Origin of the sequence: Sporosarcina sp. E16_3 (genome assembly GCF_017347125.1) — a bacterium.
GTDB lineage: Bacteria > Bacillota > Bacilli > Bacillales_A > Planococcaceae > Sporosarcina.
In genome coordinates this window covers 56,563-73,332 of the sequence record NZ_JADPRX010000014.1, presented here as the reverse complement: position 1 = coordinate 73,332, position 16,770 = coordinate 56,563, and the positions used below count along the sequence as shown (strand labels likewise).

14 protein-coding genes are annotated in these 16,770 nt (G+C 42.7%); all 14 read left to right on the top strand.

Annotated features, from left to right (window positions below; genetic code table 11):
• The first annotated feature begins 153 nt into the window (after nt 1-153).
• The 14 genes from I2483_RS10260 (at nt 154) to I2483_RS10195 (ending at nt 16,745) form a co-directional block, all read left to right on the top strand.
• The gene (locus I2483_RS10260) at nt 154-2,490 is read left to right on the top strand and encodes an FtsK/SpoIIIE family DNA translocase (RefSeq protein ID WP_207175662.1); all 2,337 of its coding nucleotides are present in this window, start codon (nt 154-156) and stop codon (nt 2,488-2,490) included.
• Between the two features lie 160 nt (nt 2,491-2,650).
• Nucleotides 2,651-3,379, top strand: a complete 729-nt coding sequence (locus I2483_RS10255; protein ID WP_207175661.1) for a GntR family transcriptional regulator — start codon at nt 2,651-2,653, stop codon at nt 3,377-3,379.
• A 49-nt stretch (nt 3,380-3,428) separates the two neighbouring features.
• Nucleotides 3,429-4,502 carry a BMP family ABC transporter substrate-binding protein gene (locus I2483_RS10250; protein WP_207175659.1) on the top strand — a complete coding sequence of 358 codons (1,074 nt, stop codon included), beginning with the start codon at nt 3,429-3,431 and terminating at the stop codon, nt 4,500-4,502.
• Between the two features lie 276 nt (nt 4,503-4,778).
• Nucleotides 4,779-5,849 (top strand): BMP family lipoprotein, encoded by a 1,071-nt coding sequence (locus I2483_RS10245; protein WP_207175657.1) that lies wholly within the window; start codon nt 4,779-4,781, stop codon nt 5,847-5,849.
• Nucleotides 5,850-5,993: 144 nt separating this feature from the next.
• A complete protein-coding gene (locus tag I2483_RS10240; RefSeq protein WP_207175655.1) occupies nt 5,994-7,550 on the top strand; it encodes an ATP-binding cassette domain-containing protein in 1,557 nt (518 codons plus the stop codon).
• Nucleotides 7,540-8,586, top strand: a complete 1,047-nt coding sequence (locus I2483_RS10235) for an ABC transporter permease (RefSeq protein ID WP_207175654.1) — start codon at nt 7,540-7,542, stop codon at nt 8,584-8,586. The genes I2483_RS10240 and I2483_RS10235 overlap by 11 nt, the downstream gene beginning before the upstream one ends.
• A 1-nt stretch (nt 8,587) precedes the next feature.
• Entirely contained in the window at nt 8,588-9,547 is a 960-nt protein-coding gene (locus tag I2483_RS10230) for an ABC transporter permease (protein ID WP_207175653.1), read from the top strand.
• Nucleotides 9,548-9,722: 175 nt separating this feature from the next.
• Complete coding sequence (gene yfmF / locus I2483_RS10225; protein ID WP_207175652.1) at nt 9,723-11,000, top strand: EF-P 5-aminopentanol modification-associated protein YfmF; 1,278 nt, start codon at nt 9,723-9,725, stop codon at nt 10,998-11,000.
• Complete coding sequence (yfmH, locus tag I2483_RS10220) at nt 11,000-12,298, top strand: EF-P 5-aminopentanol modification-associated protein YfmH (protein WP_207175686.1); 1,299 nt, start codon at nt 11,000-11,002, stop codon at nt 12,296-12,298. Before yfmF ends, yfmH begins: the two co-directional genes overlap by 1 nt.
• Nucleotides 12,295-13,029: an elongation factor P 5-aminopentanone reductase gene (gene ymfI, locus I2483_RS10215; RefSeq protein WP_207175651.1), complete on the top strand. Its 735-nt coding sequence runs from the start codon at nt 12,295-12,297 to the stop codon at nt 13,027-13,029. Before yfmH ends, ymfI begins: the two co-directional genes overlap by 4 nt.
• Before the next feature lie 135 nt (nt 13,030-13,164).
• Nucleotides 13,165-13,962 carry a DUF3388 domain-containing protein gene (locus tag I2483_RS10210; RefSeq protein ID WP_207175650.1) on the top strand — a complete coding sequence of 266 codons (798 nt, stop codon included), beginning with the start codon at nt 13,165-13,167 and terminating at the stop codon, nt 13,960-13,962.
• 16 nt (nt 13,963-13,978) lie between these two features.
• Nucleotides 13,979-14,848, top strand: a complete 870-nt coding sequence (locus I2483_RS10205; RefSeq protein WP_207175649.1) for a RodZ domain-containing protein — start codon at nt 13,979-13,981, stop codon at nt 14,846-14,848.
• Nucleotides 14,849-14,898: 50 nt separating this feature from the next.
• Nucleotides 14,899-15,477, top strand: a complete 579-nt coding sequence (gene pgsA / locus I2483_RS10200; RefSeq protein WP_207175648.1) for a CDP-diacylglycerol--glycerol-3-phosphate 3-phosphatidyltransferase — start codon at nt 14,899-14,901, stop codon at nt 15,475-15,477.
• A 14-nt stretch (nt 15,478-15,491) separates the two neighbouring features.
• Nucleotides 15,492-16,745: a competence/damage-inducible protein A gene (locus tag I2483_RS10195; protein WP_207175646.1), complete on the top strand. Its 1,254-nt coding sequence runs from the start codon at nt 15,492-15,494 to the stop codon at nt 16,743-16,745.
• Nucleotides 16,746-16,770: the final 25 nt, after the last annotated feature.

Genomic DNA, 16,770 nt, shown 5'->3' with positions numbered 1-16,770 from the left:
CTAAGCTAAGGCGCCTTATATGGGGAGCCGAAGCGGGTAGAATGTAATCTTCATTTTCAAGGTGTATAGAATCGATAATAAAGCTACAAAGGGTTTCCTTGCCGTCTGACCGGCGGGAAACCCTTTTTTGTAAAAAGGAGGTAACGTAAGAAGATGTCACGGAAATCAGGAAAGAAGAAGAAAAAATCAACCGCGCAAAAAAAGAAGTCATCCGGGTTGCAACCTTTAATCTATGAAGTGATGGGCTTGGTAATGATTGGCCTTGCCATCATTATCATCTTTGAATACGGGATTGTTGGGAGGGGCCTCTCTTCTTTGTCTCGATTTATTTTCGGCAACTGGCATGTTGCGATCCCACTCCTGCTTATTGTTCAGGCACTCATGTTTATGATTAAACAGAAAGTTGGCGGTTGGAAAAACCGTATTGTGGGCGGATTTTTATTCATCTTGGCAAGTTTCGTGCTATTTAGCCACGTCCATTTGTTCAAGGAACTGTATGAAAGTCGTGTTCTTATGACGGATTCAGCACTAAAAGAAACGTGGAAAGTACTTGTCATAAATGATGGGATCACGTCGAGAAGTGGAGCGCTCGGGGGCGGAATGGCGGGGGCGATTCTTTACGCCATGTTCTATTCACTGCTCGATTCGGCCGGGGCAACAGTTGCAGGAATTTTATTATTTTTAATTGGTGTTGTTCTCATATCAGGAAAAGCATTTGTCCCATTTATAGCCGAACAATTCCCGAAACTACTTAAGTCGATGAAAGATTCATTTCCAAAAAAGGCACCGCAAGTTAAAAAGTCTTCGAGCGAACCAAGAACGACCCGCTCGAAGAAGAAAGCGGAATCAGCGGATGAACAATCTGCGCAAAATCCGCTTCCAATCCAGCCCGAAATCGAAGAGGTTGTGTCCCAACCAATTATTTCTGCCTTTAGTGAACGGATAGATAAGCCTATTCAGGACGAGCAGGCGGCAGTGGTGGAAGAGCAACACGAACACCAACAGGAAATTGCCATAGAGATTAATGCTTATACAGGTGTAACAGGGGAAGAAGAGAACGAATCGTACATCTTACCTCCCCCGTCATTACTTAAACAAACGCCTATTATTGATCAATCAGAAGAATACAATTCGATTCAGGCGAATGCGCAAAAGCTTGAACGAACTTTTCTTAGTTTCGGCGTGAAAGCGAAGGTTACTGAGGTACATCTTGGGCCAGCTGTCACGAAGTATGAAGTGTTACCGGATACAGGGGTTAAAGTAAGCCGCATCGTGAGCCTTGCTGACGACATCGCACTTGCACTTGCAGCAAGCGGAATTCGTATTGAAGCACCGATTCCAGGGAAGTCTGCAATTGGAATCGAGGTTCCGAACAGTTCGGTTGCCGTTGTCAGTCTGCGGGAAGTCATTGAAGCAAAAGAGAATAATCGCCCGGATGCAAAATTAATGATCTCCCTTGGACGTGATGTAACTGGACAGGCGATGCTGGCAGAATTGAATAAGATGCCGCACGTTCTGATAGCCGGTTCAACAGGTAGCGGTAAAAGTGTATGTATCAACGGCATTATTGTCAGTATTTTAATGCGTGCAAAACCGCATGAAGTGAAAATGATGATGATTGATCCTAAAATGGTTGAGTTGAATGTCTATAACGGCGTTCCACACTTGCTTGCCCCTGTTGTCACTGATCCGCGGAAAGCATCTCAAGCGCTGAAGAAAGTTGTTTCTGAAATGGAAAGACGGTACGAATTGTTTTCTCACACGGGAACGAGAAATATTGAAGGGTACAATGACCATATCGAAGTCTGGAACGGAGAGAATGATGAAAAGCATCCACGTATGCCGTACATCGTCGTTATTGTTGATGAGCTCGCGGATCTCATGATGGTTGCGTCCAGCGATGTGGAAGATTCAATCACAAGGCTTGCGCAAATGGCCCGTGCTGCTGGGATTCACTTAATCATTGCGACACAACGGCCGAGTGTTGACGTTATTACGGGAATCATTAAAGCGAACATCCCTTCTAGGATTGCATTCGCAGTGTCATCATCAATTGATTCAAGGACGATTTTGGATGGCGGTGGTGCAGAAAAACTACTTGGTAGAGGTGACATGCTGTTCCTTCCAGCGGGTGTCGCAAAACCGGTCCGGATCCAAGGTGCGTTTGTCACGGATGCAGAAGTTGAGGCAGTCGTCGATTTTGTTATTGACCAGCAAAAAGCCCAGTACCAAGAAGAGATGATTCCAACAGAAATAGAAGAAGTGGCACCACATGAAGAAACGGATGACTATTACGATGAAGCAGTACAACTTGTGACGGATATGCAGACAGCTTCCGTCTCCTTGTTGCAGCGTCGTTTCAGGGTCGGCTATTCGAGAGCAGCACGCATTGTAGATCAGATGGAGATGCGGGGAGTTGTAGGGCCACCTGAAGGCAGTAAACCGCGTCAAGTGCTAATGAGTAAGGATGAATCGGATATTCATTCCTAAAAAGAATGGCAGAATAGGCCTATTTGAGCACATCAAAAGAACACATTGATAATATTTTTTGAAGTATTCTTTATTTTACACGATGAAAGTGATATAGTATGGATGATTAGTAGTGACGTTTAACATCAGAGGTCTGACCTCGTTGAGGGGGGGAGATGTAATGATGGTAAAGGCGGACCAAAGGCATCTATATGTTCAGGTGATTGAACGGCTGAAAAAGGATATTGAATCGGGTATATTCAAAGAGAATGAGCGATTCCCTTCAGAATTTGAACTCGCTCGTACGTTGGGTGTCAGCCGTGCAACACTCCGTGAGGCACTTCGTGTGTTAGAGGAGGATAAAGTTATTGTCCGTAAACACGGGGTTGGCACGTTCGTTAAACCAAAACCACTATTTTCATCTGGCATCGAAAACTTATCCAGTGTATCCTCTATGATTCGCGATGCGGGGATGGAGCCAGGAACGATTTTTATGGACGTTTTAGAGACGACACCATGCGATGATGGCATCGCGAAATTCGGATGCGGTGAAGATGATCGTCTAGTTACAATTAAAAGAGTGAGGACTGCGGACGGCGACCCGGTCGTTTATTGCGTTGATCAGGTTCTTTCAAAAAATCTTTCGTCAGATACGGATGAATTATTGAATAACTCCATATTCGATGCAATCGAAAAGTCGGGCACAATTCATATCGTTCAAGCTGTGACGCACATTGAACCAGTTGGATACGATGATGAAGCATCGTCCATACTAAGATGTGGCGTCGACGTTCCACTCCTTGTCCTTCGGCAACATCATTACAGTGAGGAAGGCGAAATGGTCCTTTACTCGAAAAATTATTTCCGGGCCGATAAGTTTAGTTTTCATGTTGTGCGAAAAAGGGTATAAGACGTTAGTACGTCCTAACTAATATGAAGAATATGAGGAGGTTCCAAAAGTGAGCAAACGTAAATTTGGTCTTGCTTTATCGATGGTTCTTGCTGCCGGTACAATACTTGGTGCATGTGGAACGGAAAAAGCAAAGAACAACGAAGGCACAGGTTCTAAACAAGGAGCAAAAGAAGATACTTTTTCAATTGCAATGATTACGGATACAAACGGTGTTGATGATAAATCGTTCAACCAATCGGCTTGGAAAGGGATCCAAGAATTTGCCAAAGAAAACAACCTTGAGAGAGGTGATGGCGGCTACGACTACTTGGAATCTAAGGGCGACGCTGATTTTGAGCCGAACTTGAACAGACTTGTCCGCCGTGACTTCGATCTTGTATACGGAATCGGTTATCTTCTGAAAGATGCGATGGAAGTAATTGCTGATCAGCATCCGGAAACAAAGTTCGGTCTTGTCGATGAAATTGCTGACAGTCCAAATGTGGTCAGCATTATGTTCAAAGAGCAAGAGGGTGCCTTCCTAGCGGGTGCCGCAGCCGCGCTAATGACAAAGACTAACAAAATTGGTTTCGCTGGTGGAATGCAAATTCCGGTTATTGAACGATTCCAAGCGGGCTTCGTAGCAGGCGTTGCAGCAGTGAACCCTGACATTACAGTTGACGTTCAGTATACCGGTGATTTTGGAAAAGCAGAACTCGGTAAAGCGGTTGCGAACCGTATGTATTCTTCAGGTGTAGATATTATATTCCACGCTGCTGGCGCAACAGGCAATGGTGTGTTTTCTGAAGCAAAAGAACGTAAATCAGCTGATAAAAACGCATCCGTTTGGGTCATTGGTGTTGACTCCGACCAATATGAAGAAGGACAAGTCGGCGATGAAAACATCACATTGACTTCTATGCTCAAGCGCGTAGACGTAGCCGTGAAAAATATTTCGGAACTTGCACGTGACGGTAAATTCCCAGGAGGCGAAGTGAAAACTTACGGTCTAGCTGAGGATGGAATGGCGCTTACTGATTCACATGGTGCGATTCCAGATGATGTCCTTGCAAAAGTTGATGAGTTTGCGAAAAAAATCTCTGCCGGTGAAATCGAAGTACCTGAATATCCGACTAAATAATAAAATCATGGAGGCTTGAGTAATCCAGCCTTCATGGATTTGTGTGAAGTTAGGCTACCATTATTATGTTATTAGGCAATCGCGAGGAAGTGCATCACTGGGAATGAGGTATGGGGATGCTGAATCTTCGAAAAAGATTAAACTTGATTTGGCAGGAGTCCCCCACTTCATCCGAGCGTTAGTTAGTACTTTTCAACATTTATGTTTTCTGGAAACAGGTATTAGACGCTAACGCGTCCTACTATATAATAATAATAAAAACAGGGGGTTCGACAAATGAGCAAACGTAAATTTGGTCTTGCTTTATCAATGATTCTTGCAGCAGGTACACTACTTGGTGCATGCGGAACGGATAAAGCGAAAGAAAAAGAAGGTTCTACAAGCACTCCGAAGGAAGATACTTTTTCAATCGCAATGGTAACTGACACAGGCGGTGTGGACGACAAATCGTTCAACCAATCTGCTTGGACAGGTATCAAAGAATACGGCAAAGAAAATAACTATACAAAAGGCGATGGCGGTTTTGATTACTTACAATCAAAAGAAGACGCTGATTACCTGCCAAACTTTAATAAACTAGTTCAACGTGACTTCGATCTAATTTACGGAATTGGCTACTTATTGAAAGAGTCTATTGAAGAAGTGGCTACACAACGTCCAGACAATAAATTTGCACTTGTCGATGAAGTTTCTGATTTGCCAAACATAGCAAGTCTTATGTTCAAAGAGCAAGAAGGTTCATTCCTTGCGGGTGTTGCAGCTGCTCATATGACGAAATCAGGTAAAATTGGTTTTGTTGGCGGTATGGAAATCCCAGTAATCGAGCGTTTTGAAGCTGGATTCCTTGCAGGTGTTGCTGCAGTGAAGCCAGAACTTAAAGTTGATGTTCAGTATACAGGCGATTTTGCCAAAGCTGAACTAGGTAAAGCACTTGCGAACCGTATGTATTCTACAGGCGTAGATATTATTTTCCACGCAGCTGGTGGTTCAGGTACAGGCGTTTTCGCTGAGGCAAAAGAACGTAAAAAAGCAGATCCAAACGCGTATGTTTGGGTAATCGGTGTTGACTCTGACCAGTATGAAGATGGACAAATCGGCGACGATAACATAACGTTGACTTCAATGCTTAAACGCGTTGATATTGCAGTTAAAAACACAGCTGAATTAGCTGCTAAAGGTGAATTCCCAGGCGGTGAAGTAACAACATTCGGTCTTGCTGACGAAGGTATTGCACTTGCTGATTCGCGCGGAGCAATTCCACAAGATGTATTAGACGAAGTAGCAAAATACACGAAGCAAATTGCAGACGGTGAAATTGAAGTTCCAGAATTCAAAGCTAAAAAATAATAACAGAAATAAGCAATCATGAAGGCCGATTTACTTCGGTCTCCATGATTGTCCTTTAAGTTAATAGAAGAAAAGATACCGTTCAAGGTCTCTTTTCTTGTGTTAATTTAATCTTACATACGCAGACGCGAGGGAGTGAACCTAGTGGAATATGTTATTGAAATGTTGAACATCCGAAAGGAGTTCGGTAATTTTGTTGCGAACGATGATATTACCCTTCAGCTTAAAAAAGGTGAAATTCATGCTTTATTAGGCGAGAATGGTGCAGGGAAATCTACACTTATGAACGTGCTATTTGGTCTTTATCAGCCTGAGGGTGGAGAAATTAAGGTGCGGGGAAAAGCGACTGCTATTACAGACCCCAACGTCGCAAATGGTTTGGGTATCGGAATGGTTCATCAACATTTCATGCTTGTTGAAAATCTGACAGTCACAGAAAATATCATTCTTGGTAATGAACCGAAAAAAATGGGCATGATCAATGTGAAAGATGCCGCGAAAAAAGTGGCTGAAATTTCGAAACTATATGGACTTGACGTGGATCCTTATGCAAAGATTGAAGATATCTCAGTTGGTATGCAACAGCGTGTAGAGATTTTGAAAACGCTTTATCGTGGAGCAGAAATTCTTATTTTCGATGAACCGACTGCATCTTTGACGCCGCAAGAAATCCATGAATTGATTTCAATTATGAAAAAGCTAATTGAAGAAGGAAAATCGATTATCATCATCACACACAAACTACAGGAAATAATGGATGTGTCTGATCGGGTGACGATTATCCGTAAAGGTAAAGGGATTGGAACAGTTATTACTTCAGAGTCGAACCCGGTAGAGCTTGCAACATTGATGGTCGGACGTCAAGTGACATTCAAAACGGAAAAAGGACCGTCCTATCCCGCTGAAGAAGTTCTTCGAATAGAAAACCTAGTTGTAGAAGATTACCGTGGAATTCAAAAAGTGAAAGGCTTAAATCTTTCCGTCCGTAAAGGTGAAATCGTAGGAATCGCGGGGATTGACGGCAATGGACAATCTGAATTGATTGAAGCAATAGCAGGTCTTCGTAAAGTGAAAAGTGGGAAAGTGTTCATAGATTCAAAGGATGTCACTGGGAAAAAACCGCGTGAAATAACGGAATCTGGTCTCGGTCATATTCCGCAAGACCGTCATAAGCATGGGCTTGTTCTTGATTTCTCTGTCGGCTATAATGTGGCATTACAAACCTATTATAAAGAGCCTTTATCCAAAAAGGGCATTATGAATTATAAGCTCGTGTCTAAGAAAGCAAAAGAAATTATCGAGATGTTTGACGTGCGGACACAAGGGGAGCATGAGTTAGCCCGTTCGCTATCAGGTGGTAACCAGCAAAAGCTCATTATTGGACGAGAAGTGGATCGTAACCCGGAACTATTGATTGCAGCACTTCCAACGCGCGGACTTGATGTAGGTGCAATTGAATTCATCCATAAAAGATTAATTGAACAACGTGATAATGGCAAAGCGGTTCTTCTTATATCATTTGAACTAGATGAGGTCATGAACGTCTCTGACCGTATTGCGGTTATTTACGACGGAATTATTGTTGATACAGTTATTCCGACCGAAACAACAGAGCAGCAACTTGGCCTTCTCATGGCAGGACAATCCAGGGACAAGGCTGCTGTAACATTAACAGAAGGTGATGATAACCATGTCGAATAGGTTTATAAATTTACTGGTACCCATCATCTCGATTATTTTGGGATTGCTAGTGGGAGCGGCCGTAATGTGGTTCAGCGGATACGATCCGGTTGCTGGCTATATCGCGTTATGGAATGGAATCTTCGGGGATATGTATTCAATCGGAGAAACCATCCGGCAAATAAGCCCTTATATACTAGCGGGTCTTGCGGTTGCATTTGCATTCCGCTCGGGACTATTCAATATAGGGGTAGAAGGACAATTGATTGTTGGCTGGTTTGCAGCAGCATACGTCGGTATGGCGTTTGAATTACCAAAATTCATCCACTTGCCACTTGCCCTTATTGCAGCGGCATTAGCAGGAGCGCTGTGGGGATTGATTCCAGGTATTTTAAAAGCAACACTTCATGTACACGAAGTTATTGTTACAATCATGATGAACTACATCGCACTTCATACAGTAAATGCGTTGATAAAAGCGGTATCTGAAGGTGGATACAAGACAGAAAAAATCCATCAGACGGCATCGCTACGTTCAGAATTTTTATCCAATCTAACTGATTTTTCTACGTTACACTATGGAATCTTCGTCGCACTAGCGATGGTTGCAGTCATGTGGTTTATTTTGGAAAAAACGAAAACTGGATATGAGCTTAAATCGGTCGGATTTAACGACCACGCTTCACAATATGCAGGAATGAATGTGAAAAAGAACATCATCCTTTCAATGGTTGTTTCGGGTGCTTTCGCAGGACTTGGAGGAGCGATGGAAGCCCTTGGGACATTTGGTAACATGGTAACACGCGGTGGCTTTACTGGTATTGGATTTGACGGGATTGCCGTTGCTTTATTAGGGGCTAATACGCCACTTGGTGTTATTTTTGGTGCATCGCTTTTCGGATCACTGAAATACGGTGCCGGCAATATGCCGAATGAGGCAGGAGTACCAATTGAAATTGTTTCCATTGTTATTGCACTTATCATATTCTTCGTTGCATCAGGCTATATCATCCGAGTGCTTCTTAGCAAGATGAAGAAGAAAAAGGAGGCAAAATGATATGAGTTTTCTTGAGATAGTATATTTCATTATTCCGTTAACCATTTCATACGCTGCCCCCCTTATTTTCACTGCAATTGGAGGCGTGTTCTCGGAACGTTCAGGTGTAGTTAACATCGGACTTGAAGGACTCATGGTAATGGGTGCTTTTGTCGGCATTATATTCAATCTGTTTTATGCAGATACATTTGGCTCGTGGACTCCGTGGATTGCCTTACTTGTGGCAATGGTTGTTTCCGCAATCTTCTCCATTATGCATGCGGTCGCATCGATTACATTCCGTGCTGACCAAGTGGTATCAGGGGTTGCCATTAATATGCTAGGGATCGCCATTGCGTTGTTCACAGTGAAATTGATTTTTGGAAAAGGGCAAACGGATTTCATTCAACATAGTATTCCGCGTTTCAACGTTCCGATATTACATGAAATTCCGTTTATTGGACCCATGTTTTTCACAGGGATTTATGGTTCATCAATATTGGCGATAGGTCTTGCGTTTTTGGCTTGGTTCATCATCTATAAAACGCCATTTGGTCTTCGTCTTAGATCAGTAGGAGAACACCCGATGGCCGCTGATACAATGGGCATCAACGTAACTAAAATCCGCTATATTGCGGTTATCATTTCGGGCGGTCTTGCAGGTATTGGTGGGGCTATTTATTCCCAAACAATGACGAATGATTTTAGTCATGCCACGATTAATGGACAAGGGTTCATGGCACTTGCTGCAATGATCTTTGGTAAATGGCATCCGATTGGTGCAATGGGAGCCGCATTGTTCTTTGGATTCGCACAAGCACTTGCTATTAGTTCGTCAAGCATCTCGTTCTTGGAAAATGTTCCGGCTGTGTATTTCCACATCTTGCCGTATGCATTGACCATTCTTGCGCTAGCAGGGTTTATTGGAAGAGCAAACGCGCCAAAAGCGAGTGGACAACCGTACATCAAAGGAAATCGATAAAAAATGAAAATGCCCCGATAGTCTGTTACGTTGGACTTAGGGGCATTTTTTGGCCTACAGCATGCGGTTTTTTATATAAGTTACGATGCATTCGCTAGTTAATTTGCATCTTTTGACTTCTGGAATGTATAGTGAAGTGAGGATTCCGCATATTAACTAAAACAGAGGTGTTTATATGTTCAAAAAAGTTGAGCTACAAGAGGGCGTCACATTATATATCCGTAAGTCAGAACAGTTCAAAACTGTCAATTTCTCCGTCAAGTGGAAAACAGCTCTTGATGAAAAGAAATCGGCTCTTCGTGCAGTACTCGCGAATGTTTTAGAAGAATCTAACGGTCGATACCGGTCACAAACTGAATTCCGTAATGCGTTAGATGAATTATACGGAACCGTATTGTACACAGACGCTGGAAAACGTGGGGAAACGCATATCGTTTCACTATCCGCTGAATGTGTAAATGACGAATATCTATCCGAAGGCGGAGTACTTGAAGAAGTACTGAGTTTGATCAAGACCGTCATATTTGACCCAAATGTGGTAGACGGACGGTTCGATGAAACGGTTGTCAACCGTGAAAAAAGGTCTGTGAAAGAGCGAATTCGTTCGCTTTACGATGATAAGACGCGATTTGCACAGATGCGTATGCTCGAATTAATACGTCCTGATAGCGCTGCATCCGCACCGTCATATGGAACGGAAGAGGATGTAGATGCACTTACATCTGCAGACCTATTTGCAGCATACGAAAGCATGTTAAATGAAGATGAAATTGATATCTACATTGTAGGTGACATTGACGAAGATGACATGACTGAAAAGATCAGGTCACTATTGACGTTCAGTAGCCGTAAAGTGCAGGCACGTAAATCGACAACACAACATACGGGGACTCAAGTAACCGACGTGCGTCATGTTCGCGAAAAGCAGGACATGAAACAAGGGAAATTACATTTAGGCTTCAGTACGCCTGTTACATTCCGTCATCCTGATTATGCGAAAATGCAAATTACGAACGGTGTTTTCGGCGGTTTTGCGCACAGCAAACTTTTCGTTAATGTTCGTGAAAAAGAAAGCATGGCCTATTACGCATCCAGTTCTTATTCTTCGCATTATGGGCTTCTTTATGTAATGGCAGGAATCGATGCTGAACTTGAAGAAAAAGCGGTAAATCTGATTAATGCTCAACTCACGGCTCTTCAACAAGGTGAAATTACTGACCTTGAAATGGAACAGACGAAAGCATTACTTGCGAACGGCATTAAAAGTGCGTTTGATTCTGCAAGAGGACAGATTGAAGTATTTGATCAATACAAAGAGCTGGATGAAAATTTCACGGCAGACACAATCATTGCAGGCTGGGAAACCGTTACAAAAGACGATGTTAAGAATATGGCAGCTGAAATTAAACTAGAAATCGTCTATCTGTTATCGGGCAAGGAGGCTAATGAATGATGAAGAATATTCACTTTGATAATTTACAGGAAACATTATATAATGAGAAACTCGACAATGGTTTGGATGTCTATATTTTACCCAAACGTGGATTTTCAAAAACTTTCGTAACGTTTACCACTAAATATGGTTCAATCGATCGAACGTTTATTCCGCGTGGAAAAACAGAAGAAGTAACGGTTCCCGATGGTATCGCTCATTTCCTAGAGCATAAGATGTTTGAAAAAGAAGATGGGGACGTATTCCAAAAGTTTAGTGTGCACGGTGCATCCGCCAATGCGTTTACATCATTCACACGAACTGCTTATTTGTTCTCCGCTACGGATAGGTTATATGACAATACGGAAATTCTTCTTGATTTCGTACAGGAGCCGTACTTCACGGAAAAGACCGTTGATAAGGAGAAAGGTATCATTGCCCAGGAAATAACGATGTATGATGATCAGCCGGATTGGCGTCTCTATTTCGGAACAATTGAAAACCTGTTCCATGAACATCCAGTGAAAATTGATATCGCTGGTACGGTCGCGTCGATTCAAGATATCACAGCGGACTATTTGTATGAATGCTATGAAACGTTCTATCATCCATCCAATATGGTCCTTTTCGTTGTAGGTGCTGTTGATCCAGAAGAGATGATGGCATTCATCAAGAAAAATCAAGATGCAAAAACATTCAATGATCCTGCAGAAATTATACGTAGTTTCCCTACTGAAACAAATACTGCAGCAATCACTGAACGGAAGCTTGCAATGGACGTATCGAAGCCGAAATTCAATATGGGTATGAAATGCACTAACACGGATATCGATGGAGAAGAGATGCTAATCCAAGAACTATCCGCGGGTCTTGTCCTGGATATTCTGTTTGGCAGGTCTTCCAATTTCTATACGGAAACGTATAATGATGGGCTTATTGATGAGTCGTTTTCTTATGATTTCACGATGGAGAATGGCTTTGGTTTCGCAATGATTGGTTCTGATACAGACCAGCCTGAACAACTCGAAAAAGCAATCCGGACAACTGTGAAAAATACAGTGGAAACATGGCCAATCACGGACCTTGAACTTAATCGAATGAGGAAAAAGAAAATTGGTCAATTCATGCGGTCATTGAATTCTCCGGAGTTTATCGCCAACCAGTTTACGCGCTATACATTCAATAACATGAATTTGTTCGATGTTGTTCCAACACTTGAGAAATTAACGCTCGAAAACTTGAAAGATGCATTCCAAACGTTTTCAGATGAAAGCGGTCATACGGTCTATTCAATTGTTCCAGCTGATAAGGCAGAATGACGGGACAGAAATACTGCGTTGTACTTGGTGCATCGGGTGGAATAGGCGATGCGATTAGTCGAACACTAGCGGCTGCAGGCTGGTCGCTATTCCTTCATTACAATGAAAATGCTGCACATGCTAATGCTTTACAAAAAGAACTTAGTGTAGCATATCCACAATTGGATTTTCAGGCAGTCCAAGCAGATTTTAGTGCACAAGACGGAGCAGAATTACTCGTCAAACAAGTTCGAAATGTTAGTGCTGTCGTTGTCGCGAATGGTCAATCGATGATGAAACTATTGACGGAAACGAGCGCTGAAGATATGGATGCACTATGGAAAGTCCATGTGCAAAATCCAGCGCTCTTTATAAGTCTTGTATCTCCTCAATTACGCAAGTTTGAACAATCGTACGTCGTCATGATTGGCTCGATATGGGGCAATACCGGGGCGGCAGGAGAAGTGATGTACTCCGCTGTGAAGGGGGCGCAACACGCATTTGTGAAAGCATATGCGAAAGAAGCCGCCTTTTCAGGAATGCGCATCAACGCTGTGGCACCGGGGTGGATTGAAACTCGTATGAACAATGACATACCATTGGATGAACGGCAGATGGTAATTGATGAAATACCGCTTATGCGTACCGGGACACCAGAACATGTCGCTGAAGCAGTTAATTTCCTGTTAAGTGGCAAGGCGGATTATATGACAGGCGAAATTATGAAAGTGAATGGCGGCTGGTATATTTAATTGTGGAAGGGGATTACGATAATCCCCTTTTTCCTTTTCATAATGCATTTAATCAGCTATCATAGAACTATATTACTTCTTGTGCGTCATATAGTAGTGCGTGTTCAAAAAATGGACAAAAGGAGTGTGTGTCTGATGGGTGAATGGTATCTTGAATATGAAATTCAGGTTAACCGCCCTGGCCTTCTGGGCGATATTTCGTCGCTGCTCGGAATGTTGCGCGTGAACATTGTTACAATTAATGGTGTTGATGGCGGACATCGTGGAATGCTGCTACGAACTGACAACGACGACCAGATTGCACGTTTTGAACAAATCGCCGAGACGATGGAAACGATTCAAGTGATAAAAATCCGTGAGCCGAAGTTACGAGATATTCTTGCGGTTAGACATGGACGTTATATACAGCGTGATGCGGATGAAAGAAAAACGTTCCGGTTTCTTCGAAGTGACCTTGGAATTCTAGTTGATTTCATGGCTGAAATATTCAAACAGGAAGGTCATAAATTGATTGGTGTTCGTGGGATGCCGCGAGTTGGGAAGACGGAATCAGTTGTTGCAGCAAGCGTCTGCGCCAATAAAAAATGGATTTTCCTTTCATCGACAATGATTAAGCAAACATTGCGGAAAAACTTAGCAGGCGATGAGTTTTCAAAAGATAATATTTTCATCTTGGATGGCATTGTTACGCGTAAGGCGGAGGATGAGCGTCACATGCAACTTGTCCGAGAAATGATGCGAATGCCTTCTATAAAAGTTGTGGAACATCCGGATATGTTCGTTCAGCATTCGGAATACAGTATTGAAGATTTTGATTATATTATTGAATTAAGAACAGATCCAGATCAAGAAATTACATATGAAATGATGGAAAAAAACGATATGATGTCCGATCATGGAATGACGGACGGATCGGGTTTATTCAACTTCTGATAGGCAGGTGTTTTTGGTGACCGGATTAGGTGATCGTCTCAAGCAGGCGAGAACGGCTAAAGGATTTACATTGGATGATTTACAGTCAATAACGAAAATACAGAAACGGTACCTTTCTGGTATCGAAAATGAAGATTACAGCATGATGCCTGGATCGTTTTATGTACGGGCATTCATAAAACAATATGCAGAGGCAGTAGATCTAGATTCTGATGAAATGCTATCTATGTATAAAAACACGACTCCTGAAGTGTCATCTGAGGAAAAGGCAGGTCAACGTGCTTCGTCGACATTGACACGTAAAAGAGGTTTGAAAAATAACGACCAGCTAAATGAAATAATGCCAAAAATCATCGTTGCTTTATTTATTATCGTTATTGTGGTTGTCATTTGGACTCTCTATCAAGGGACATCCAACAACAAGCAGGGCGATGTAGATAGCGGCAAAACGAACCAACCAGTAATAATGGAAAAAAGTGAGCCAGATTCTACTAAGAAAGATCCAGAAAAAGTAGAAGAAAAGCCTGTGGTAGAAGAGCCAGAACCGGACAAACCGGAGCAGACTTTAGCTTTTGAAAGTGCAACCGGTGAAACGTCAATGTACGCATTGACTGGAGCGGAATCATTCCAACTTGAAATTCGTTTAACTGGCGGATCTTGGATTGGTGTTAAAGATGGCGCTGGGAAAGAGTGGATGACGCCTGCGCGCATTATGGCAGCGGGGGAATCGGTTGAATTTGATGTGACGGCTACGGACTCGGTGCGAATCCGTGTAGGGCGTCCTAAGTCTACAGAAATATATGTAAACGGTGTGTTACTTGAATACGGTGTACCACCGCAGGATACTGTCCCACAAAACATTATGATTGAATACAGGAAAGAGTGATAGTCATCTACTTCAGATGACTATTTTCTTTGAAAGGAAAGGTGTATTTTATGAATTTGCCAAATAAAATTACCGTATCACGCGTTCTGCTCATTCCAGTTTTTATGGTTTTCATGCTGGTCGATTTAAAATTGGGCACTATAACTGTCGCTGGTACAGAAATGATGAAAGAGCATTTAATTGGTGGACTTATTTTTATTATTGCTTCTATAACAGATTGGCTTGATGGTTATATCGCTAGGAAGAATAATCTTGTTACAAATATGGGGAAATTTCTTGATCCACTTGCGGATAAATTGCTTGTTTCCGCAGCTTTCATAATACTTGTTGAACTTGGAGCTGCACCATCATGGATTGTCATCATCATCATTAGCCGGGAATTCGCTGTGACGGGTCTTAGGCTTATCCTGGCAGGTGGCGGAGAAGTCGTGGCGGCCAACCAACTAGGGAAAATTAAAACGGTAGCACAGATCTTAGCAATTACCTCACTGTTGTTGAATAATATATTTTTCGAGTCGATTGGTGTACCATTCGGTGTCATCATGCTTTACATCGCGCTCTTCTTTACAATTTGGTCAGGTTTCGATTACTTCTATAAAAACAGACGTGTACTGGTTGATTCAATGTAAGGGGATGAGTAGCTATGAATGCTGAAATCATTGCAATTGGTTCAGAGTTATTGCTTGGACAAATTACGAATACGAACGCTAAATTCATTTCATTAAAACTCGCAGAAATCGGTATCGATGTTCATTATCAGACGGTGGTGGGCGACAACCCGGATCGTTTGGATGAAGTGATTGAAATTGCAAGGAAACGTGCAGATATTCTAATCTTTACAGGCGGACTTGGACCGACGAAAGATGACATGACAAAAGAAACCATTGTGAAACATATCGGTACAACACTAGTCAGTGATGACGAGGCTCTTCTTTATATTCAGCAGTATTTTGAACGTAGCGGTCGAGTTATGACGGAAAATAATAAGAAACAGGCACTGGTGTTTAAAGGCGCGAAAGTCCTTGCGAATCGAAAAGGAATGGCACCCGGAATGGCTGTGGAGAAGGATGGCGTACGATTTATCCTTTTACCAGGTCCACCGCATGAAATGGAGCCAATGTTTACGGACGAAGCGATTCCTTATTTATTAGGTGCTACTGGCAAGCACGAAGTCATCACATCGCGGGTTCTAAAGTTTTATGGAATTGGAGAGGCCGAGCTTGAACACCGAATTCAATCCATTTTGGACAAACAAACGAATCCGACAGTTGCTCCACTGGCAACAGCTGACGCGGTAACATTGCGCATCACTGCAAAAGCACAAACAACTGGTGCGGCATTAAAGCTGATTGCGCCTATGGAAGAGCAGATACGATCACTAGTTGGGGATTACATCTACGGAACTGATGATGATACATTAGCGTCCAAAGCCGCCGAACTCCTAATCCGAAACGGTTGGACAATTGCCGCGGCGGAAAGTTTAACGGCTGGCCTATTCATGGCAGAACTGGCCGGTGAACCAGGGATTAGTTCGTCACTTGAAGGTGGCGTTGTCGTCTACAATGAAAAAACGAAAGTGGAACGACTTGTTATAGAACAGTCTTTACTTACGGAGTATGGCGTCGTCAGTGCAGAATGTGCGGCCGCCCTTGCGACAAACGTAAAACGAACGTTCAAAACGGATATCGGAATCGGTTTAACGGGTGCGGCAGGTCCAGATCCACATGATGGTAAGCCGGTCGGCACTGTGTGGATTGGTATCGCTTCTACAAATGCTGATACAGAAACATTTAAGTTGTTACTATCGGGCTCAAGAAACGCAAACCGTCTTAGGGCAGCAAGATTTGCGCTCTATTATCTCATAAAACATCTAACTGCAAAAGAAGACCAAAGTTAAGATTTAACCTCCTTTCTCAATTAAA

Coding starts and splice junctions, on each gene's coding strand:
- I2483_RS10260 (WP_207175662.1), top strand. CDS start 154: ATGTCACGGAAATCAGGAAAGAAGAAGAAAAAATCAACCGCGCAAAAA.
- I2483_RS10255 (WP_207175661.1), top strand. CDS start 2,651: ATGATGGTAAAGGCGGACCAAAGGCATCTATATGTTCAGGTGATTGAA.
- I2483_RS10245 (WP_207175657.1), top strand. CDS start 4,779: ATGAGCAAACGTAAATTTGGTCTTGCTTTATCAATGATTCTTGCAGCA.
- I2483_RS10235 (WP_207175654.1), top strand. CDS start 7,540: ATGTCGAATAGGTTTATAAATTTACTGGTACCCATCATCTCGATTATT.
- I2483_RS10230 (WP_207175653.1), top strand. CDS start 8,588: ATGAGTTTTCTTGAGATAGTATATTTCATTATTCCGTTAACCATTTCA.
- yfmF (WP_207175652.1), top strand. CDS start 9,723: ATGTTCAAAAAAGTTGAGCTACAAGAGGGCGTCACATTATATATCCGT.
- yfmH (WP_207175686.1), top strand. CDS start 11,000: ATGAAGAATATTCACTTTGATAATTTACAGGAAACATTATATAATGAG.
- ymfI (WP_207175651.1), top strand. CDS start 12,295: ATGACGGGACAGAAATACTGCGTTGTACTTGGTGCATCGGGTGGAATA.
- I2483_RS10210 (WP_207175650.1), top strand. CDS start 13,165: ATGGGTGAATGGTATCTTGAATATGAAATTCAGGTTAACCGCCCTGGC.
- pgsA (WP_207175648.1), top strand. CDS start 14,899: ATGAATTTGCCAAATAAAATTACCGTATCACGCGTTCTGCTCATTCCA.
- I2483_RS10195 (WP_207175646.1), top strand. CDS start 15,492: ATGAATGCTGAAATCATTGCAATTGGTTCAGAGTTATTGCTTGGACAA.